Here is a 19313-nt window from a genome sequence, read left to right as displayed (position 1 = left end):
CACGACTCGGGGGGCGTCCCGTCCGGGAACCCCCCGAATCATTCCGGCCCCAGTGAGACCGGAGCCGTCGGGCCTTGGCGAATCAGATGCCGATCTCGCCGCCGTCCTTGCGGGTGATCACGACGGTCGCGGAACGCGGACGCTTCTTCACCGTCGGGTCGGCCTGGTTGGCCGGCCAGTAGCTGCCGAAAGTCTTGGCGTTCCAGTCCGGCGTCGATTCCTCGCCCGGGTGCTGGACGTTGAAGAACAACGTCTTGTAGTCCGGCGTCATCGCGATGCCGGTGATCTCGCATTCCTTCGGGCCGACCAGGAAACGACGCAGCGTGTCCGAGGTCGCCTTGGCGCCCGCGATGGTCTGCGTGCCGCCCGCAGCGTTCGCCACCCCACCGTCGCCGACCTTGCCCGGCAGGGCCGCCAGCATCATGCAGTTCGTGATGTCGGTGTAGGCGCCGTCATCGGTCTGGATCCACAACATGCCGCGCTTGTCGAAATACAAGCCGTCCGGGCTGGAGAAGTCGTTGCTGTCGGCCAGGCCGGACAGGTTCACGTCCGCCGCCGCATCGGCCTGCGCGCCGAACAGGTACACGTCCCAGGTCAGCTTGGTGACGTCGGCCGCGTCTTCCTTCCAGCGGATGATGTGGCCGTTGGGGTTGCCGGTCTGCGAGGCCGCGCCCTTCATGTCCACGTAGTAGCGCGGGTTCGCGGCGTCCGGCTTGAGCTGGCTGCCGGTCGGCGTCGCGGTGTTGGCCACGCGGTTGCTGTTGTTGGTCAAGGTCATGTAGACCTCGCCGTTGGTCGGGTGCACGGCGCCCCATTCCGGACGATCCATCTTGGTGGCGCCCAGGATGTCGCCGGCGATGCGCGCGTTGATCACGACGTCGGCCTGGTCGGCGAAGGCATAGGTCGTGTTGGCGGCGGTGAGGCCGTTGGCGCCGAAGGTCAGCGCCATCCAGTTGCCGGAGCCGTCGGCGTTGAACTTGGCCACGTACAGCGTGCCTTCGTCCAGGTACTTGGCGCCGGCGGCCATGCCCTTGCCGACATCGGCCGCATCCCAGTTCGCCTTGGAGACGAACTTGTAGATGTACTCGTTGCGCGAGTCGTCGCCCATGTAGATGACGATGGGCTTGCCGGCGACCGCCTCGGCGGGCCAGGCGCCTTCATGGTTGAAGCGGCCCAGCGCGGTGCGCTTGGCGGGGACGGAGTCCGGCGCGAACGGATCGATCTCGACCACCCAGCCGAAGGTGTTGATCGTGTTGCGGTAGTCGGCGGTCGCGGCGGCGCCGGTGACCGACGAGTTCCAGCGGGCGAACAGGTCGGCGGTGCCGGCCGTCTCCCACAGGTAGGGGCTCTTGCGGTTCTGCGGCAGGCCGTAGCGGTTCAGGCCGGCCACTTCCTTGGCGCCGCTGCGCAGGGCGTCGTCGCCGGCGGCACGGCTGATCACGTTGAGGTAGTTCTCCTCGCAGGTCAGGTAGGTGCCCCACGGGGTGTAGCCGTTGGCGCAGTTGTTGTTGGTGCCGCGGGTCTGCACGCCCGTCGGGCTGAACAGCGTCTGCAGCTGGGCGCTGCCCTTGGCCGGGCCGGTGAAGTCCATCGTCGTGGCCGAGGTCACGCGACGGTTGTACTTCGAACCGCGCACCATGCTCATGGCGGTGCCGGTGGCGTCGCGCTTGACCTCGCAGACGGAGATGCCGTGGGCGTAGATCTCCTTCTCGACTTCGGTCGCGTTGCGGGCGGCGCCGGTGGCGCGGCCGGCCGGGTGCAGGCCGTAGGGGGCGACGACGTACTCGTGGTTCACCGCGAGCAGGCCGCGGTCCGAGCGCTTGACGTCGAACGCGCCGGCATCGCTCATGCCGAAGTAGTACATGCCGTCATGGCCGTCGCCGACGCGGCGGTTGTAGGACTCGGCCGATTCGGAGCCGTCGTCCTTCCAGGACTCGTCGCCGAAGTGCAGCGGATCGCCCAGTGCGTGCAGGATGCTGACGTTGTAGCCGTCGGCCACCGTCACCAGGTCGTTCTTGTTCTTGGCGACGGCGTTGAAGCCGATCTTCAGCGGCGCCGGCTGTGGCGCCGGTGCCGGGGCGGGCGCCGGCGCGGGGGCGTCGTCGCTGCTGCCGCAGGCGCTCAGGATCGAGCCGCCCAGCAGCGCGGAGGCCGCCGTGGTGATGCCGCCCTTGAGGGCGACGCGCCGCGACAGGCGCGCGGCGAGGATGTCTTCGAAATGCGGGTTGGCGGACGGGTTGACGATGACGTCTTCGTCGTACTCGTTGGCGTTGTCTTGGCTGGCAACGATGTCGTGCTGCTTGCTCATTCGGGAAGGCTCCGCTGCGATGTAAAGGCGGGCGGATTCTGCGAAGGACAAGTGACGCTGACGTGAAAAAGCCGTTAGCAAAACCTTCGAGAAATGCCGGTGCGAATGGCGAAGCGTTTTGCGGGCAGGCGCAGCCGCAAGACCTGGCACCTGCTTTCAGGTGACGCGGTGCGACCTGCGCGCAGGAGCGCGCTCGGAGCTGCGCTCAGGCGGGCGTGACCGGCGTCTCGGGCAGGTCCTTCGGCGCACCGAACATGAAGCAGTCGATAAAGGTGAAGTACAGCGAGCAGTAGAACGCCGTGAGCAGCGCCATCATCGTGGGCAGCAGGATGAAGGGCAGCAGGTTCACGAGGCCAAGCAGCATGCCCAGGATGGAGAACACCATCAGCACGCCGGTGCTCAGGCCCATCCAGACCAGCGCGGAGATGGTGAACGCGCCCTTGTTGCGCCACACGCCCAGCGTGCTGGAGAACAGCGCCTGCAGCACGCCCTGGCCGCCCCAGTGGATCAGCGCCGGCGCATGCCAGAACGGGATCGAGAGCAGGCCCAGCAGCGCGAAGCGCAGCGCCATGGCGGGCATCAGGTTGCCTTCGGCGACGATGGCCTCGATGACCTTCGGATCGCCCTTGGCGGCTGCCAACTGGTCCATGCCCTGTACGAGCGCGCCGCCGTCCAGCAGATGGGCCAGCAGCATCGCCAGGATGGTGGAGCCGGTGTAGAGCAGGCCCAGCCCGATCTGGGCGCGGCGGCGTTCCTTGGTCAGCTGCAGCGGCTGCAGGAAGACGGCGGCCGTCGGCGTGTGGGACTGCAGCACCTGGTGCGCGGCCAGCATGAAGGCCAGCGAGATCAGCGGCAGCGCGCTCATCACGACCAGCTGCCCGAGGAAGGGCACCAGCTGGAGGACCGCCGACACCAGCATCGCCGTCGCGAACAGGCCGATCAGCGCGATCGGCTTGCGCCGCAGCACCTTCAGCCCGTGGCGCACCCAGAGCAGGCCGTTGCGCGGCGGGACCGTTTGCAGGTGCAGGATCATGGCAGGGACTCCAGCGCATGCCAGGGCCTGGCGATGCGCTCGCGCAGGACGCGCTCGAAATGGGTCGGATCGTGGGGTTTGAGCAGGCTGGCCTCGCGGGGCAGGTGGAAGTCCCACAGCCGCGAGATCCAGAAACGCAGCGCCGCCGCGCGCAGCAGGCCGGGCAGCAGGCGGTGCTCGGCGCCGGTGAGCGGGCGCACCGACTCGTAGGCCTTGACGAAGGCACCGGCGCGCTGCTCGTCGAGGCGGCCGCTGTCCAGGTCGATGCACCAGTCGTTCAGGCAGACGCAGAGGTCGAACAGGAAACTGTCGACGCCGGCGAAATAGAAATCGAAGAAGCCGCTCAGGCGCTCGCGACCGGGCAGGCCGTCGAACATGACGTTGTCGCGGAACAAGTCGGCGTGCACCGGCCCGCGCGGGAGCGCCGCGGCGCCGGGCGCGAGCTGTTCCTGGAACGCCAGTTCGGCCGTCAGTAGTTCGGCCTGCGCCGGCGTGACGTGCGGCAGCACGACCGGCACGGTCTCACGCCACCAGGGCAGGCCGCGCAGGTTGTCCTGGTGCAGCGGGAAGTCCTGGCCGGCCAGATGCATGCGGGCGAGGCCGGCGCCGACCTGCTCGCAATGGAACACGTCGGGCGCCAGCTGATGGCCCCCCAGCAGCTTGTCCACCACCGCCGCCGGCTTGCCGGCCACGGTGTGCAGGATGCGGTCCTGCGCGTCGGGCTGCGGCGCGGGCACGGGGATGCCCTTGCGCGCGAGGTGGCGCATCAGCTCCAGATAGAAGGGCAGCTGTTCGAAGCTCAGGCGTTCGAAGATCGTCAGCACATAGTCGTGCTGCTGGCCGTCGCGCGTCGTGGTGACGAAGTAGTTGGTGTTCTCGATGCCGGCGGTGATCCCCTTGAGCGACTGCAGGTCGCCCAGGGCCAGGGTGTCCAGCAGCGCTTGCGCCTGCCCGGTCGAGACGTCGGTGAATACGGCCATGAAAAGGAAGGGGAACGGACCGGGGGCCGACCGGAGCGGGTCAGCCGCGACGGGTCAGAAATTGAAGAGGCGCCAGACGCGCGCGCCGGCATTGCCGCGGTCGTCGCCCTGGCGGGTGGGAAGGTCGCGGCCGGTGTCGCCGAGCAGGATCTCGTACTCGGGCGCCTTGCTGTTCTTGTTCTTGACCACGACCTTTTGGGTCAGGCCCCTCACCCGGGTTTCCTCGATGCGGACCTTGTCGTCTTCGTTGACGATCTGTTCGACCTTCACCTCGGGCACGTCGCGGAACTTCGCGGACTCGGCCGGGGCCGGGGTCGCGGAGGGCGCGTCGGCCGCGTGCGCCTGGAACGCGACAGCGGCCAGGAGGGCGAACAGAGGGGCGAGGCGGATGGTTTTCATGGTGATGCCCATTCTAGTCTTGACCCCGGGAAAGCCCGTCCCCCCGGGCAGGCGTCTGGCGAACGCCGGACGAGCGCCTGGTTGAGGCTCCGCCTGCTGACAGCCGGAGTGCCGCGCGCCTGCAACAATGTCGGGATGAGCAAACCTCTGATGCTGCTGGTCGACGGGTCCAGCTACCTCTATCGCGCCTTCCACGCCATGCCGGACCTGCGCGGTCCCGGCGGGCAGCCCACCGGCGCCATCCACGGCATGGTGGCCATGCTGAAGAAGCTGCGCGACGACTACGGCGCCGAGCACGCCGCCTGCGTCTTCGACGCCTCCGGCCCGACCTTCCGCGACGAGTGGTACCCCGAGTACAAGGCCCAGCGCGCCCCGATGCCCGACGCGCTGCGCGAGCAGATCGATCCGATCCACGAGGTCGTGAAGCTGCTGGGCTGGCCCGTGCTGACGGTGCCCGGCGTCGAGGCCGACGACTGCATCGGGACGTTGTCGCGGGTGGCGGCGCAGGCGGGGCACCAGGTGGTGATCTCGACCGGGGACAAGGACCTGGCGCAGCTGGTGACGCCGGACGTCTCCCTGATCAACACGATGAGCAACGAGAAGCTGGACGAGGCCGGCGTGCTGGCCAAGTTCGGCGTGCCGCCGGACCGGATCATCGACTACCTGACCCTGATGGGCGACACCGTGGACAACGTGCCCGGCGTCGAGAAGGTCGGTCCCAAGACCGCGGCCAAGTGGATCGGCGAGCACGGCTCGCTGGACGGCGTGATCGCCAACGCGGACCAGATCAAGGGCGTCGCCGGCGAGAACCTGCGCAAGGCGCTGGACTGGCTGCCGATGGGCCGCAAGCTGGTGACCGTCAAGGTCGACTGCGACCTGTGCACCCATGTCGCGGGCTGGCCCGCGCTGGAGGCGCTGGCCTTCAATCCGGTGGACGAGGCGGGGCTGCTCGACTTCTACACGCGCAACGGCTTCAAGACCTGGAAGCGCGACCTGGAAGGCAAGCTCGGCGGCGACGCGCCCAAGCGCGCCAAGCCGGAAGCCGACGTCGGCGCGACCAGTCCGACCGATCCTTACGCGGAAACCCAGCACCCGGCGATCCCCGTCGACAAGCGCTACGAGACCATCCTGGACATGTCCCGGCTGGACGCCTGGGTCGAGCAGCTCAACGCCGCGGAACTGGCCGCCTTCGACACCGAGACCGATTCGCTGGATCCGATGCAGGCGCGCATCGTCGGCATCAGCTTCAGCGTCAAGCCGGGCGAGGCCGCCTACATCCCGATCCGTCACGACGGTCCGGACGCGCCCGAGCAGTTGCCGATGGACGAGGTGCTCGCGAAGCTCAAGCCCTGGCTCGAGGATCCGCTGAAGAAGAAGGTCGCGCAGAACGTCAAGTACGACACCCACGTGCTGGCCAACCACGGCATCGCGGTCCAGGGCACGGCCTTCGACACCATGCTGGAGAGCTACGTGCTGGAGGCCCATCGCAGCCACGGCCTGGAGGCGCTGGCCGACCGTGTGCTCGGCCGCAAGGGCCTGAGTTACGAGGACCTGTGTGGCAAGGGCGCGCACCAGATCCCTTTCGCGCAGGTGGAAGTGGCCAAGGCGTCGGAGTACTCCTGCGAGGACTCCGAGATGTGCCTGCACGTGCACCAGACGCTGATGCCGCGCCTGGAGGCGGACGCCGGCCTGAAGTTCATCTACGAGCAGATCGAGATCCCGGTGTCGGCGCTGCTGGCGCGCATCGAGCGCACCGGCGTGCTGATCGACGCAGGCCGGCTGCAGGCGCAGAGCGCCGACCTCGGCCAGCGCATGGTGGCGGCGGAGCAGGCGGCCTACGAGATCGCGGGTCAGCCGTTCAACATCGGCTCGCCCAAGCAGATCGGCGAGATCCTCTTCAACCGGCTGGGCCTGCCGGTGGTCAAGCGCACCGCGACCGGCGCGCCGTCGACCGACGAAGAGGTGCTGGAGAAGCTGTCGGCGGACTTCCCGCTGCCGGCCAAGATCCTGGAATACCGCTCGCTGGCCAAGCTCAAGAGCACCTACACGGACAAGCTGCCCTTGATGGTCAATGCGACGACAGGGCGTGTGCACACGACCTACTCGCAGGCGGTGGCGGTGACGGGACGGCTGTCCAGCAATGAGCCCAACCTGCAGAACATCCCCATCCGCACGGCCGAGGGGCGTCGCGTGCGCGAGGCCTTCATCGCGCCGGCGGGGCATCACATCGTGTCGGCGGACTATTCGCAGATCGAGCTGCGGATCATGGCGCACATGAGCGAGGACCCGGGCCTGCTGAAGGCGTTCCAGGAAGGGCAGGACGTTCACCGCGCGACAGCGGCGGAGGTTTTCGGTGCCGCGCTGGACGCGGTCACGCCGGAGCAGCGTCGCTACGCCAAGACGATCAACTTCGGATTGATCTACGGCATGGGCGCGTTCGGGCTGGCGCAGTCGCTGGGCATCGAGCAGAAGGCGGCGAAGGACTACATCGATCGCTACTTCACGCGCTTTGCCGGTGTGCGCAGCTACATGGACGACACGAAGCAGTTCGCCAAGGACAAGGGCTACGTCGAGACCGTCTTCGGTCGGCGTCTGTGGCTGCCGGAGATCAATTCGGGCAATGGACCGCGTCGCAGCGGTGCGGAGCGTCAGGCGATCAATGCGCCTATGCAGGGCACGGCGGCTGATCTGATCAAGCTGGCGATGATTGCGGTGCAGCAGGCGCTGGATGAGCAGGGCAAGAAGACGAAGATCGTGATGCAGGTGCATGACGAACTGGTCTTCGAGGTGCCGGATGAGGAACTGGATTGGGTGAAGGCCGAGATCCCGACCTTGATGGCCGGCGTTGCCGCGCTGAAGGTGCCGCTCCTGGCGGAAGTCGGCGTTGGCGCCAACTGGGACGAGGCGCACTGACTGCCACGGCCGCTGGCCCTCACCCCAGCCCTCTCCCGCAAGCGGGAGAGGGAGTAAGAAGGGTGCCTCATCAGCCAGCCCTAAGCGGCGACCCCAAGGTGAGCGGTTAGCATCCACCCCCTATGAATTGGCCCTATGAGTTGCAGATCGGCTGGCGTTACACGCGAGCCGGGCGTGGAGGGCGCCGCAACCGCTTCATCTCCTTCATCTCCGGCGTGTCGATGTTCGGCATTGCGCTGGGTGTTGCTGCGTTGATCATTGTGTTGTCGGTGATGAACGGCTTCCAGAAGGAGGTGCGGGCGCGGATGTTGTCGGTGATCGCGCATGTGGAGCTGCTGAGTCCGACGGGCGATGGACTGCCGGATTGGCAGGCTGTGGCGGCGAAGGCGCAGGGGCAGCCGCATGTGGTGGCGGCGGCGCCGTTCGTGTCGGGTCAGGCCTTGATCGCGCGCGGTTCGGACATGCGCGGGACGATCGTGCGGGGCATCGATCCGGCATTCGAGCCGAAGGTGACGCCGATTGCGGCCGAGCTGGCGAAGCAGGGCTTGCTGGAGCGGTTGCAGCCCGGGCAATGGAACGTGATTCTGGGCGTCGAGCTGGCGCGCCAGCTGGGCGTGCAGAAGGGCGACAAGATCACGCTGGCGATTCCGTCTGGGCAGGTGACGCCGCTGGGCGTGCAGCCGACGCTGCGCCAGTTCACGCTGGTGGGTGTGTTCGAGGCGGGGCACTACGAGTACGACAGCGGCCTGGCGCTGATCCATGTCGGCGATGCGGCGAAGGTGTTCAGGACCGGCACGCCGAGCGGCGTGCAGCTCAAGCTGGACGACGTGCAGCTGGCCCGGGAGGTCGGCGCCCAGCTGCAGCGCGCACTGGGCCCCGAGGTCTACGTCCGCGACTGGACCCGCACCAATGCCAACTGGTACGACGCGGTGCAGGTCGAGAAGCGCATGATGGGCATCATCCTGACGCTGATCGTCGCGGTCGCGGCCTTCAACCTGGTCTCGACGCTGGTCATGACCGTCACGGACAAGCAGGCCGACATCGCGATCCTGCGCACGCTCGGCGCGAGCCCGCGCTCCATCATGGGCGTGTTCCTGGTGCAGGGCGCGCTGGTCGGCATCATCGGCACCTTCGGGGGTCTGGTGCTCGGACTGGCCGTCGCCCACAACCTGGACGTCATCGTCCCGGCCATCGAGAAGCTGCTGCACACCACCTTCCTGCCGGCCAGCATCTACGTCATCAGCCACATGCCCAGCGATCCGCAATGGGGCGACATCCTGCCGATCACCGTGACCTCGCTGGCGCTGTCCTTCGTCATGACCCTGTATCCGAGCTGGAATGCCAGCCGTGTCCAACCGGCGGAGGCGCTGCGTTATGAATGACCGCAACGGCGACCGCCGCGCCGCGCCCGGCCAGGTCGTGCTGCAAGGCCTGGGACTGGGCAAGCGTTTCGTCGAGGGACCGCTCGACGTGCAGGTCTTCCATGACCTGGACCTGATCGTGAAGGCCGGCGAGACGCTGGCGATCCTGGGCGCTTCCGGCTCGGGCAAGAGCACGCTGCTGCATCTGCTCGGCGGTCTGGACACGCCGTCCGCCGGCCGCGTCGAGCTGATGGGCCGCCACCTCGGCGAGCTCGGCGAGAAGGCCCGCGGCGACTGGCGCAACCAGCACCTCGGGTTCATCTACCAGTTCCACCATCTGCTGCCGGAATTCAGCGCGCTGGACAACGTCGCGATGCCGCTGCGCATCCGTCGTGTGCCGCAGGAACAGGCGCGCGAGCAGGCCCAGAAGGTGCTGGCGCGCGTGGGCCTCGGTCCGCGCGTGCTGCATCGTCCGGGCGAGCTGTCCGGCGGCGAGCGCCAGCGCGTGGCGATCGCCCGCGCGCTGGTCACCGGCCCGGCCTGCGTGCTGGCGGACGAGCCGACCGGCAACCTCGACCGCACGACGGCCGCAACGGTCTTCGAGCTGATGCTGGAGATGGCCCGCGAACTGGGCACCGCCTTCGTCATGGTCACGCACGACCAGGACCTGGCGTCGCGCTGCGAGCATCAGCGCCGGCTGGTCGGCGGCGCGCTGCAGCCGCTCTCGGCCTGAGCGGTCGCTGAGGGCTCGCTGAGCGCTCGATTACGATGCGGGTCATCATGACCGCATCGAAGCCTTCCTCGGAATCCCCGTCCACCCGCTTCATCCTGAAGCTCAGCTGTCCCGATCAGGCCGGCATCGTCCATGCCGTGACCGGCATCCTACTGGAGCAGGGCGCCAACATCCTGACCTCGGCCCAGCATGGCGACGCCGATCACCGCCGCTTCTTCATGCGCATCGAGTTCGAATGCGCCGAAGCCCGTCCGGCGGCTGCGTTGCGCGATGCGTTCGCGCCGCTGGCGGCGCGGCTGTCCATGGATTGGGAACTGGTCGATGCGCAGCGCAAGACGCGCGTGCTGCTGCTGGTGTCCAAGCTCGGGCACTGCCTGAACGACCTGCTGTTCCGCGTGCAGACCGGGCATCTGGCGATCGAGATCCCCGCGATCGTGTCCAACCATCGCGACTTCTATCAGCTGGCCGCGTCGCATGACATCCCGTTCCATCACCTGCCGCTGCTGCAGGCGGGCGACGAGCAGAAGCAGGCGCAGGAACGCAAGATCCGCGAGCTGATCGAGGAACAGCAGATCGACCTCGTCGTGCTGGCGCGCTACATGCAGATCCTGTCGCCGGAGCTGTGCCGCTTCCTGGAAGGGCGCGCGATCAACATCCACCACAGCTTCCTGCCCAGCTTCAAGGGCGCGCGGCCGTATCACCAGGCCCATGAGCGCGGCGTCAAGCTGATCGGCGCGACCGCGCACTACGTGACCTCGGATCTGGACGAGGGGCCGATCGTCGAGCAGGACGTCGCCCGCATCGACCATTCGATGACGCCGGACCAACTGGTGGCCATTGGCCGCGACGTGGAATGCGTGACGCTGGCTCGCGCGATCCAGTGGCATGCCGAGCACCGTGTGCTGCTCAACGGCCATCGCACGGTGGTCTTCCGCTGAGCGGCGCGAACGCCAGCTGTTTCACCGCCCGGTGTCGCCATGTGGACTGACACGCATTGCCACCTCGACGCTTCGGAGTTCGAACCCGACCGCGATGCCGTCGTGGCGCGCGCTGTGGCGGCGGGCGTGTCGCAGGTCGTGATCCCGGCGGTCGTCGCCGGGAACTTCGAGCAGGTGAGGGCGCTCGCGCATGCGCATGGCTTCAGCTATGCGCTGGGCATCCATCCCCTGTACGTCATGCATGCACGGGACGAGGACCTGGGGCGCCTGGACCGGATGCTGGCCGAGTGCCGCGACGATCCGCGCCTGGTTGGCATCGGCGAGATCGGCCTGGACTTCTTCGTCAAGGACCTCGACGCGGCGACGCAGCAGCACTTCTATCTGGAGCAGCTCAAGCTCGCGAAGCGGCATGGGCTGCCGGTGATCCTCCATGTGCGCCGCAGCGCGGACCAGTTGCTCGGCGGGCTGCGCCGCATCGGGCTGCAGACCGGCGGCATCGGTCATGCCTTCAACGGCAGCCGGCAGCAGGCCGATGCCTTCATCGATCTCGGATTCAAACTGGGCTTCGGCGGCACGCTGACCTTCGACCGGTCGCTGCAGATCCGCAGACTCGCCGCGGAGCTGCCGGCCGAGGCGCTGGTCCTGGAGACGGACGCGCCGGACATTCCCCCGCATTGGCTGTACCGCACCGCCGAGGAGCGCGCGGCGGGCGCCACCTCGCGCAACGAGCCGGGCGAGCTGCCGCGCATCGGCGAGGTGCTCGCCGGACTGCGCGGCTGGACGGTCCAGGAGACGGCCGCGATCACCGGGCGCAATGCGCGCGCCGCGCTGCCGCGGCTGGATGCCCTGGAAGCCGCCCGCGCGCATGGCTGACCCGATCGACCTGTCCGCATCGGACGAGCCCGCCCGCTGGCGGGGCCTTGCGCCCGTCCACGCGCCGGACGCCGAATGGCTGCTGCTGGGCAGTTTCCCCGGCGTGGCATCGCTGCGTGCGCAGCAGTACTACGGCCATCCGCGCAACCAGTTCTGGCGGCTGGTCGGCGAGGTCTTCGGCGTGGATCTGGTCGGGATGGCGTATCCCGAGCGCCTCGCCGCGCTGGGCGCCCACCGCGTCGCCGTGTGGGACGTCATCACCGAGACCGAGCGCGAAGGCAGCCTCGACAGCGCGATCCGCAATCCCTTCGCCAGCGACCTGGGCCGGCTGCTCCAGCACCTGCCCGCGCTGCACACGATCGGTTTCAACGGCGGCACGGCCCTGCGCTTCGGCTTGAAGCAGCTCGGACCTCTTGCAGCCCGTTACCGTGTCCTGGGGCTGCCCAGCTCCAGCCCCGCGTACACGATGCCCTACGATGACAAGCTTCGCGCCTGGCGGGAGCTCGCCGGGCCTTCGAACGACAGATGACGAGACCGGGCCTTGCGGACCCGGCATGGGAACGACAGCCGTGAGCAAGCACCGGGACTCGAAGGACAACAAGGGCGGCAGAACGACCGAGTGGGTCGGCGCCACGCTGAGCGAATTCGACGGGGTGCGCTTCCTCCACCTCGACTCGATCTGGGTCCAGGGCGCCATGCGGATGAAGAAGCCCGAGAAGCTGGAGCTGGAATACGTCCAGCGCATGATGGCCTGGCTGCTGTGGCGCGACGTCCGCGAGATGACGCAGGGCCAGGCGGTGCAGCTCGGGCTGGGCGCGGGCGCGCTGACGCGCTTCTGCCGCAAGCAGCTGAAGATGAAGACCACGGCGGTCGAGATCAACCCGACCGTCATCAGCGCCAACCGGCACTGGTTCCACCTGCCCGACGACGATGAACGCCTGCGCGTGCTCAACGAGGATGCCGGCGTCTGGGTCGCCGACGCGGCGAACTGGGGCAGCGCGCAGGTCCTCAACGTCGACCTCTACGACCACGAGGCGGCGGTGCCGGTCCTCGACGACGAAGCCTTCTATGCCGACTGCCATCGCGTACTCGCCGACGGCGGACTGATGACGGTCAACCTGTTCGGCCGCAGCGCCAGCTTCACCCGCAGCGCCGCGCGGATCGCGAAGGTGTTCGGCTCCGACCAGGTCTGGCACCTGACGCCGACCCGCGAGGGCAATACCATCGTCGTCGCCGGGCGCGGGGTCGCGGTGCCGGAGCGCGAGGTGCTCGAGCAGCGCGCCGCCCACATCGAGGCCCGCCACGACCTGCCCGCCACGAAGTGGCTGAAGCTGGTCCGGCCGCTGCCGATGAACGTGATCCAACAGCTCCACGCGGCCGCGGCCGGCGACTCCGACGAGTGACCATGAAACACAACACGTCGACCCCTCCCAAGGACAAGAGCGGCTCGCCCGCGACGGCTGCCACGTCGGTTCCGGCGCCTGCCGCCAAGGCGGCTACGCCGGCACAGGCGTCGGCTCCGGGGGGCGCAGCGGGGCAGGCCAAGACCGCAGGCGGTGGCACGCGCCTCGAATGGCGTCAGATGCTGCATTGGCTTGCTGAAGACGGTGTGATCGACCAGGCGCAGGTCCGGAGTATCGAGGCCCGCTTCGGCGCGAGCCACAGCGCCCAGCATCCGTTGACCCGACTCGGCTCGGCGGGACTGGTGCGCGTCGCCAACGGCAAGCCGCTCGATGCCGAGGCGCTCACCGAATGGCTCGCCGGACGCCTGAAGCTGCCGTACGTCCGCATCGATCCGCTGAAGGTCGACGTGGGTCGCGTCGCCGACGTGATGTCCGCCAGCTACGCCGAGTCGCGCCGCTGTCTGCCGATCCAGGTGGGCCTGACCGACGTGACCATCGCGGTCGCCGAGCCGCAGGATGTCGGCTGGATTCCGCAAATCGAATCGCACACCCGCAAGCGCGTGAAGCTGGCCCTGGCCAATCCGCAGGAGATCGCGCGCTTCACCACCGAGTTCTTCACGCTGGCCCGTTCGGTGCGCGCCGCGACGAAGTCCGGCGAGTCCAGCCAGCAGGCCAGTTTCGAGCAGCTCGTCGAGCTCGGCCGCAGCAGCCGCCAGCTCGACGCCAACGACCAGGGCGTCGTGCAGGTCGTGGACTGGCTCTGGCAGTACGCCTTCGACCAGCGGGCCAGCGACATCCATCTGGAACCGCGCCGCGAGATGGGCGTGATCCGCTTCCGCATCGACGGCGTGCTGCACACGGTCTACCAGTTGCCGCCCACGGTGATGGGCGCGATGACCGCGCGCATCAAGCTGCTGGGGCGCATGGACGTGGTCGAGAAGCGCCGTCCGCTCGATGGCCGCATCAAGACGCGCAACCCGGCCGGGGAAGAAGTGGAAATGCGGCTGTCGACGCTGCCGACCGCCTTCGGCGAAAAGATGGTGATGCGGATCTTCGACCCGGACACGGCGGTCAAGGACCTGTCGCAGCTGGGTTTCTCCACCCACGACGCGGAGCGCTGGAACCGCCTGACCGCACGGCCGCACGGGATCATCCTCGTGACCGGTCCGACCGGCAGCGGCAAGACCTCGACGCTCTATTCGACGCTCAAGCGCCTGGCGACGGAGGAGGTCAACGTCTGCACGGTCGAGGACCCGATCGAGATGATCGAGCCTTCGTTCAACCAGTCCCAGGTGCAGTCGGCGATCGACTTCAACTTCGCCGAAGGCCTGCGTGCGCTGATGCGCCAGGACCCGGACATCATCATGGTCGGCGAGATCCGCGACCTGGAGACCGCGGAGATGGCGATCCAGGCCTCGTTGACCGGCCACCTGGTGTTCTCGACGCTGCACACGAACGACTCGGCCTCCGCGATCACTCGGATGGTGGACCTGGGCGTGCCCAACTACCTGATCGACGCGACGGTGATCGGCGTGCTGGCCCAGCGCCTCGTGCGCACGCTGTGCCCGAACTGCAAGGAGCCCGATCCGGATGTCACGCGGGACTCGCTCAACGAGATGCTCAAGCCGTGGCGCCTGAACGGGGGCGTCAAACCCTACCGCCCGGTGGGCTGCCTCGATTGCCGCAACACCGGCTTCCGTGGTCGCGCCGGGCTGTATGAACTGCTGCTGCTGACCGACAGCGTCCGCAAGCATCTGCACCCGAACACCGACATGACCGCCCTGCGTCGCCAAGCGGTGCAGGAAGGCCTGCGTCCGCTGCGTCTGGGCGGCGCGATGAAGGTCGCCGAAGGGCTCACGACGATGGACGAGGTGCTGCGCAGCACGCCGACCTGGGAAACCTGAGCGTCACTGGTCGCCGGTTCCGTCGTCCGTCTGCCGCCCCCCAGGCTCGAGGGGGCGGGTAAGCCCGCGCAGACAAGCCCTGAGGCCCGTGCCCGCCGGGCCTGTGAAGATCGCCATACGCCCTGTGCGATGCGCGGCGTCTCCCCTTACGTGATAACCACAGACACCGAGGGGGACCCGATTCCTAGAATCGCGGCCATTCAAGCCGATAGAGGGTCCCTCCATGAAGATCAAGAGTCAACGATACTTCTGGTCAGGGCTGATGTTCTTGGTCGTTGGCGCCGCGTTCGCGGCTGGCTCGATCATCAACTACAGCTTTGGCACGTCCGCCCGTCCCGGGCCTGGTTACTTCCCGTTCGGGCTGGGCGTCCTGCTCGCCCTCATGGGGGCGGTGGTGGTGTTCAAGGCGCTCACCATTGAATCGGAAGGCGGTCAGCCCGTCGGCGCTTTCGCCTGGAAGCCGCTGCTGATCGTCGTCGGCGCGATCGTGATGTTCGGCTTCGCGCTGCCGCGCCTGGGCATGATCATCACGCTGCCGCTGCTGATCACGATGTGCTCCTTTGCCAGCGACGAATTCCGGTGGCGCGACGCGCTGCTCAGCAGCGTGGTCCTGACCGCAGGCAGCTACGCCATCTTCATCTGGGGTCTGAATCTCGTGATCCCCATCTGGCCGACCTTCCTGGGCGGCTGAGGAGTCACGCATGGATCTGATCAACAACCTGATGTTGGGGTTCGGCACGGCGTTCACGCCGGAGAACCTCCTGTACGCCTTCGGCGGCGCGGTGCTCGGCACCCTGATCGGCGTGCTGCCGGGTCTGGGCCCGGTCGCGACGATCGCGATGCTGCTGCCGTCCATCTACTCGCTGGACGCGACGCCGGCGCTGATCATGCTCGCCGGCATCTATTACGGCGCGCAGTACGGCGGCTCCACCACCGCGATCCTGATCAACGTGCCGGGAGAGTCCTCCTCGGTCGTGACCGCGATCGACGGCTACCAGATGGCCCGTCAGGGTCGCGCCGGTCCGGCACTGGCGGCCGCAGGGCTGGGTTCGTTCTTCGCGGGCTGCGTCGGTACGGTCATCATCGCGGCCTTCGCGCCGCCGCTGACTGAGCTGGCCTTCAAGTTCGGTCCCGCCGAGTACTTCTCGCTGATGGTGCTGGGCCTGATCGGCGCGGTGGTGCTGGCCTCGGGCTCGCTCATCAAGGCGATCTCGATGATCGTGCTGGGCCTGCTGCTCGGGCAGATCAACACGGACGTGATCTCAGGGACGCCCCGCTTCTCCTTCGACGTGCCAGAGCTGACGGACGGCATCAACTTCGTCGTGATCGCCATGGGTGTCTTCGGCTTCGGCGAGATCATCGCGAACCTCGGCCAGCCGGCCGAGCACCGCGAGGTCTTCACCAAGAGCGTGAAGGGTCTGTGGCCGACCAAGCAGGACTTCCACGACGCGTGGCCGGCGGTGCTTCGCGGCACGGCGCTGGGTTCCGTGCTGGGCGTGCTGCCTGGCGGCGGTGCGCTGCTGGCCTCGTTCGCTGCCTACACGCTGGAGAAGAAGGTCTCCAAGACGCCGGAGAAGTTCGGCAAGGGCGCCATCCAAGGCGTGGCAGGTCCGGAGTCGGCCAACAACGCCGGCGCGCAGACTTCCTTCATCCCGATGCTCACGCTGGGCATCCCGCCCAACGCGGTGATGGCGCTGATGGTCGGTGCGATGACGATCAAGGGCATCCAGCCCGGTCCGCAGGTCATGACCAGCAATCCGGAACTGTTCTGGGGCCTGATCGCGTCGATGTGGGTCGGCAACCTGATGCTGGTGATCCTGAACCTGCCGATGATCGGCATCTGGATCAAGCTGCTCACGGTGCCCTACCGCTTCCTGTTCCCGGCGATCGCGGTCTTCTGCTGCATCGGTACCTACACGCTGAACAACAACAACTTCGACGTCTACATGACGGCGGCGTTCGCGGTGATCGGTTATCTCTTCTACAAGCTGAGCTGCGAAGCGGCTCCGCTGCTGCTGGGCTTCATCCTCGGCCCGATGATGGAAGAGAACCTGCGTCGCGCGTTGTTGCTGTCCCGCGGCGACTGGACGACCTTCATGTCGCGGCCGCTGTCGGCGGGCCTGCTCATCGCCGCGGCGTTGATGGTGGTGGTGGTGATGCTGCCGTCCATCAAGAACAAGCGCGAGGAAGCGTTCCAGGACGCGGACTGACCAGATTTCTGGCTTTAGCCTCATCGAAGACCCGCCTCGGCGGGTCTTTTTTCTTGGTGAGCCGCCGGTATGCCTCCAAAAGAATCAAAGGCTTAAGGTGGCTCCGTGCGAGACGCGGCCAGCTGTCAACAACTTTCCCTTGTAGTTCTTGCGAGCCGCTCGAAGACCGTGCTACAGTCGCTGTCTTCGCTGCACAGACACCTGTCTTGCAGCGGTCCCCGAAGGAACTGTCGGGGATGTCAATTGAAGGGCGGGTTTGATCCGGTTTTCAATTGACGGCGAGATTCTCGCAGTCGACGATGAAAATAATTTCTCTGACTGCTTGACGGATTCGAAAGAAATCGTTCATAATCTCGCTTCTGCGCTGCTGACGACAAGTCAGCGACGCGACGAAGAAAGCAAGCGACGGGCTGAGGCCTTGAGCGAAAGCTGCTTCGATGTTCTTTAAGAATTTACAGCCGATAAGCGTGGGCGTCTGGACGAGCGACCTGAGAAGGTTAAATCGCTAGATGCTCACGGAAGAAAGAATGAAGCTATGAAAATAGTCTTTGTTCGATTCCGTTGAGTTTATTCAAGATCGAACTGTAGAGTTTGATCCTGGCTCAGATTGAACGCTGGCGGCATGCCTTACACATGCAAGTCGAACGGTAACGCGGGGCAACCTGGCGACGAGTGGCGAACGGGTGAGTAATATATCGGAACGTGCCCAGTTGTGGGGGATAACTGCTCGAAAGAGCAGCTAATACCGCATACGACCTGAGGGTGAAAGCGGGGGATCGCAAGACCTCGCGCAATTGGAGCGGCCGATATCAGATTAGGTAGTTGGTGGGGTAAAGGCCTACCAAGCCGACGATCTGTAGCTGGTCTGAGAGGACGACCAGCCACACTGGGACTGAGACACGGCCCAGACTCCTACGGGAGGCAGCAGTGGGGAATTTTGGACAATGGGGGCAACCCTGATCCAGCCATGCCGCGTGCGGGAAGAAGGCCTTCGGGTTGTAAACCGCTTTTGTCAGGGAAGAAAAGACTCCTACTAATACTGGGGGTTCATGACGGTACCTGAAGAATAAGCACCGGCTAACTACGTGCCAGCAGCCGCGGTAATACGTAGGGTGCAAGCGTTAATCGGAATTACTGGGCGTAAAGCGTGCGCAGGCGGTTATGCAAGACAGATGTGAAATCCCCGGGCTCAACCTGGGAACTGCATTTGTGACTGCATGGCTAGAGTACGGTAGAGGGGGATGGAATTCCGCGTGTAGCAGTGAAATGCGTAGATATGCGGAGGAACACCGATGGCGAAGGCAATCCCCTGGACCTGTACTGACGCTCATGCACGAAAGCGTGGGGAGCAAACAGGATTAGATACCCTGGTAGTCCACGCCCTAAACGATGTCAACTGGTTGTTGGGAGGGTTTCTTCTCAGTAACGTAGCTAACGCGTGAAGTTGACCGCCTGGGGAGTACGGCCGCAAGGTTGAAACTCAAAGGAATTGACGGGGACCCGCACAAGCGGTGGATGATGTGGTTTAATTCGATGCAACGCGAAAAACCTTACCTACCCTTGACATGCCAGGAATCCTGCAGAGATGTGGGAGTGCTCGAAAGAGAACCTGGACACAGGTGCTGCATGGCCGTCGTCAGCTCGTGTCGTGAGATGTTGGGTTAAGTCCCGCAACGAGCGCAACCCTTGTCATTAGTTGCTACGAAAGGGCACTCTAATGAGACTGCCGGTGACAAACCGGAGGAAGGTGGGGATGACGTCAGGTCATCATGGCCCTTATGGGTAGGGCTACACACGTCATACAATGGCCGGGACAGAGGGCTGCCAACCCGCGAGGGGGAGCTAATCCCAGAAACCCGGTCGTAGTCCGGATCGCAGTCTGCAACTCGACTGCGTGAAGTCGGAATCGCTAGTAATCGCGGATCAGCTTGCCGCGGTGAATACGTTCCCGGGTCTTGTACACACCGCCCGTCACACCATGGGAGCGGGTTCTGCCAGAAGTAGTTAGCCTAACCGCAAGGGGGGCGATTACCACGGCAGGGTTCGTGACTGGGGTGAAGTCGTAACAAGGTAGCCGTATCGGAAGGTGCGGCTGGATCACCTCCTTTCTAGAGATGACGAGACCGTTGTCTGGCTTAGGTCAGAGAATTGAGTCGAGTCCACATAAGCGAGTTCAGCGCGCCCACACTTATCGGCTGTAGACACACAACAGTGAGTGAGAAAACGCGTGAGCCTGGCGAGCTGGCCTTGCCGGTTGG

Annotated in this window: 14 protein-coding genes and 1 rRNA gene; 11 read left to right on the top strand and 4 right to left on the bottom strand. The window is 66.2% G+C overall.

The window, feature by feature from the left end; genetic code table 11:
* Window positions 1–82 precede the first annotated feature (82 nt).
* The 4 genes from ACQZ13_RS22935 to ACQZ13_RS22920 all read right to left on the bottom strand — a co-directional run bounded on the left by ACQZ13_RS22935 (window position 83) and on the right by ACQZ13_RS22920 (window position 4732).
* Window positions 83–2308: a PhoX family protein gene (locus ACQZ13_RS22935; RefSeq protein WP_431048219.1), complete on the bottom strand. Its 2226-nt coding sequence runs from the start codon at window positions 2306–2308 to the stop codon at window positions 83–85.
* A 205-nt stretch (window positions 2309–2513) separates the two neighbouring features.
* A complete protein-coding gene (locus ACQZ13_RS22930; protein ID WP_431048218.1) occupies window positions 2514–3341 on the bottom strand; it encodes a BPSS1780 family membrane protein in 828 nt (275 codons plus the stop codon).
* A complete protein-coding gene (locus ACQZ13_RS22925; RefSeq protein ID WP_431048217.1) occupies window positions 3338–4321 on the bottom strand; it encodes a homoserine kinase in 984 nt (327 codons plus the stop codon). The genes ACQZ13_RS22930 and ACQZ13_RS22925 overlap by 4 nt, the downstream gene beginning before the upstream one ends.
* 54 nt (window positions 4322–4375) lie before the next feature.
* On the bottom strand, window positions 4376–4732 hold the full coding sequence (locus ACQZ13_RS22920; protein ID WP_431048216.1) for a hypothetical protein: 357 nt from the start codon (window positions 4730–4732) through the stop codon (window positions 4376–4378).
* A gap of 123 nt (window positions 4733–4855) precedes the next feature.
* Here ACQZ13_RS22920 and polA point away from each other — a divergent pair, with 123 nt between their 5' ends.
* The 11 genes from polA to ACQZ13_RS22865 all read left to right on the top strand — a co-directional run bounded on the left by polA (window position 4856) and on the right by ACQZ13_RS22865 (window position 19163).
* Window positions 4856–7633 carry a DNA polymerase I gene (gene polA / locus ACQZ13_RS22915; RefSeq protein ID WP_431048215.1) on the top strand — a complete coding sequence of 926 codons (2778 nt, stop codon included), beginning with the start codon at window positions 4856–4858 and terminating at the stop codon, window positions 7631–7633.
* A gap of 122 nt (window positions 7634–7755) precedes the next feature.
* The gene (locus tag ACQZ13_RS22910) at window positions 7756–9015 is read left to right on the top strand and encodes a lipoprotein-releasing ABC transporter permease subunit (RefSeq protein WP_431048214.1); all 1260 of its coding nucleotides are present in this window, start codon (window positions 7756–7758) and stop codon (window positions 9013–9015) included.
* Window positions 9008–9727, top strand: coding sequence for an ABC transporter ATP-binding protein (locus ACQZ13_RS22905; RefSeq protein WP_431048213.1), 720 nt, complete (start codon window positions 9008–9010; stop codon window positions 9725–9727). The genes ACQZ13_RS22910 and ACQZ13_RS22905 overlap by 8 nt, the downstream gene beginning before the upstream one ends.
* A 47-nt stretch (window positions 9728–9774) precedes the next feature.
* Window positions 9775–10665 carry a formyltetrahydrofolate deformylase gene (gene purU / locus ACQZ13_RS22900; RefSeq protein ID WP_431048212.1) on the top strand — a complete coding sequence of 297 codons (891 nt, stop codon included), beginning with the start codon at window positions 9775–9777 and terminating at the stop codon, window positions 10663–10665.
* A 39-nt stretch (window positions 10666–10704) separates the two neighbouring features.
* Window positions 10705–11538, top strand: coding sequence for a TatD family hydrolase (locus tag ACQZ13_RS22895; RefSeq protein ID WP_431048211.1), 834 nt, complete (start codon window positions 10705–10707; stop codon window positions 11536–11538).
* Window positions 11531–12067, top strand: coding sequence for a DNA-deoxyinosine glycosylase (locus ACQZ13_RS22890; protein ID WP_431048210.1), 537 nt, complete (start codon window positions 11531–11533; stop codon window positions 12065–12067). Before ACQZ13_RS22895 ends, ACQZ13_RS22890 begins: the two co-directional genes overlap by 8 nt.
* A 40-nt stretch (window positions 12068–12107) precedes the next feature.
* The gene (locus tag ACQZ13_RS22885) at window positions 12108–12941 is read left to right on the top strand and encodes a spermidine synthase (protein WP_431048209.1); all 834 of its coding nucleotides are present in this window, start codon (window positions 12108–12110) and stop codon (window positions 12939–12941) included.
* A gap of 179 nt (window positions 12942–13120) precedes the next feature.
* Entirely contained in the window at window positions 13121–14845 is a 1725-nt protein-coding gene (locus ACQZ13_RS22880) for a GspE/PulE family protein (RefSeq protein WP_431053360.1), read from the top strand.
* Window positions 14846–15068: 223 nt separating this feature from the next.
* On the top strand, window positions 15069–15536 hold the full coding sequence (locus tag ACQZ13_RS22875) for a tripartite tricarboxylate transporter TctB family protein (protein WP_431048208.1): 468 nt from the start codon (window positions 15069–15071) through the stop codon (window positions 15534–15536).
* A 10-nt stretch (window positions 15537–15546) separates the two neighbouring features.
* Complete coding sequence (locus tag ACQZ13_RS22870) at window positions 15547–17055, top strand: tripartite tricarboxylate transporter permease (RefSeq protein WP_088408712.1); 1509 nt, start codon at window positions 15547–15549, stop codon at window positions 17053–17055.
* Between the two features lie 579 nt (window positions 17056–17634).
* Window positions 17635–19163, top strand: a 16S ribosomal RNA gene (locus ACQZ13_RS22865).
* The last annotated feature ends 150 nt before the right edge of the window (window positions 19164–19313 follow it).

Source organism: Roseateles sp. L2-2 (genome assembly GCF_050613215.1).
Taxonomy (GTDB): domain Bacteria; phylum Pseudomonadota; class Gammaproteobacteria; order Burkholderiales; family Burkholderiaceae_C; genus Roseateles; species Roseateles noduli.
Note: the sequence above shows the minus strand (reverse complement) of the source record. Positions and strands in the feature narration are given on the sequence as shown.

Excerpts from the sequence above, each read along its gene's own strand:
- ACQZ13_RS22910 (WP_431048214.1), top strand. The coding sequence starts at position 7,756 with ATGAATTGGCCCTATGAGTTGCAGATCGGCTGGCGTTACACGCGAGCC.
- ACQZ13_RS22875 (WP_431048208.1), top strand. The coding sequence starts at position 15,069 with ATGAAGATCAAGAGTCAACGATACTTCTGGTCAGGGCTGATGTTCTTG.
- ACQZ13_RS22895 (WP_431048211.1), top strand. The coding sequence starts at position 10,705 with ATGTGGACTGACACGCATTGCCACCTCGACGCTTCGGAGTTCGAACCC.
- ACQZ13_RS22925 (WP_431048217.1), bottom strand. The coding sequence starts at position 4,321 with ATGGCCGTATTCACCGACGTCTCGACCGGGCAGGCGCAAGCGCTGCTG.
- ACQZ13_RS22935 (WP_431048219.1), bottom strand. The coding sequence starts at position 2,308 with ATGAGCAAGCAGCACGACATCGTTGCCAGCCAAGACAACGCCAACGAG.
- ACQZ13_RS22920 (WP_431048216.1), bottom strand. The coding sequence starts at position 4,732 with ATGGGCATCACCATGAAAACCATCCGCCTCGCCCCTCTGTTCGCCCTC.
- ACQZ13_RS22905 (WP_431048213.1), top strand. The coding sequence starts at position 9,008 with ATGAATGACCGCAACGGCGACCGCCGCGCCGCGCCCGGCCAGGTCGTG.
- ACQZ13_RS22890 (WP_431048210.1), top strand. The coding sequence starts at position 11,531 with ATGGCTGACCCGATCGACCTGTCCGCATCGGACGAGCCCGCCCGCTGG.
- ACQZ13_RS22880 (WP_431053360.1), top strand. The coding sequence starts at position 13,121 with ATGCTGCATTGGCTTGCTGAAGACGGTGTGATCGACCAGGCGCAGGTC.
- ACQZ13_RS22930 (WP_431048218.1), bottom strand. The coding sequence starts at position 3,341 with ATGATCCTGCACCTGCAAACGGTCCCGCCGCGCAACGGCCTGCTCTGG.
- polA (WP_431048215.1), top strand. The coding sequence starts at position 4,856 with ATGAGCAAACCTCTGATGCTGCTGGTCGACGGGTCCAGCTACCTCTAT.
- ACQZ13_RS22870 (WP_088408712.1), top strand. The coding sequence starts at position 15,547 with ATGGATCTGATCAACAACCTGATGTTGGGGTTCGGCACGGCGTTCACG.
- purU (WP_431048212.1), top strand. The coding sequence starts at position 9,775 with ATGACCGCATCGAAGCCTTCCTCGGAATCCCCGTCCACCCGCTTCATC.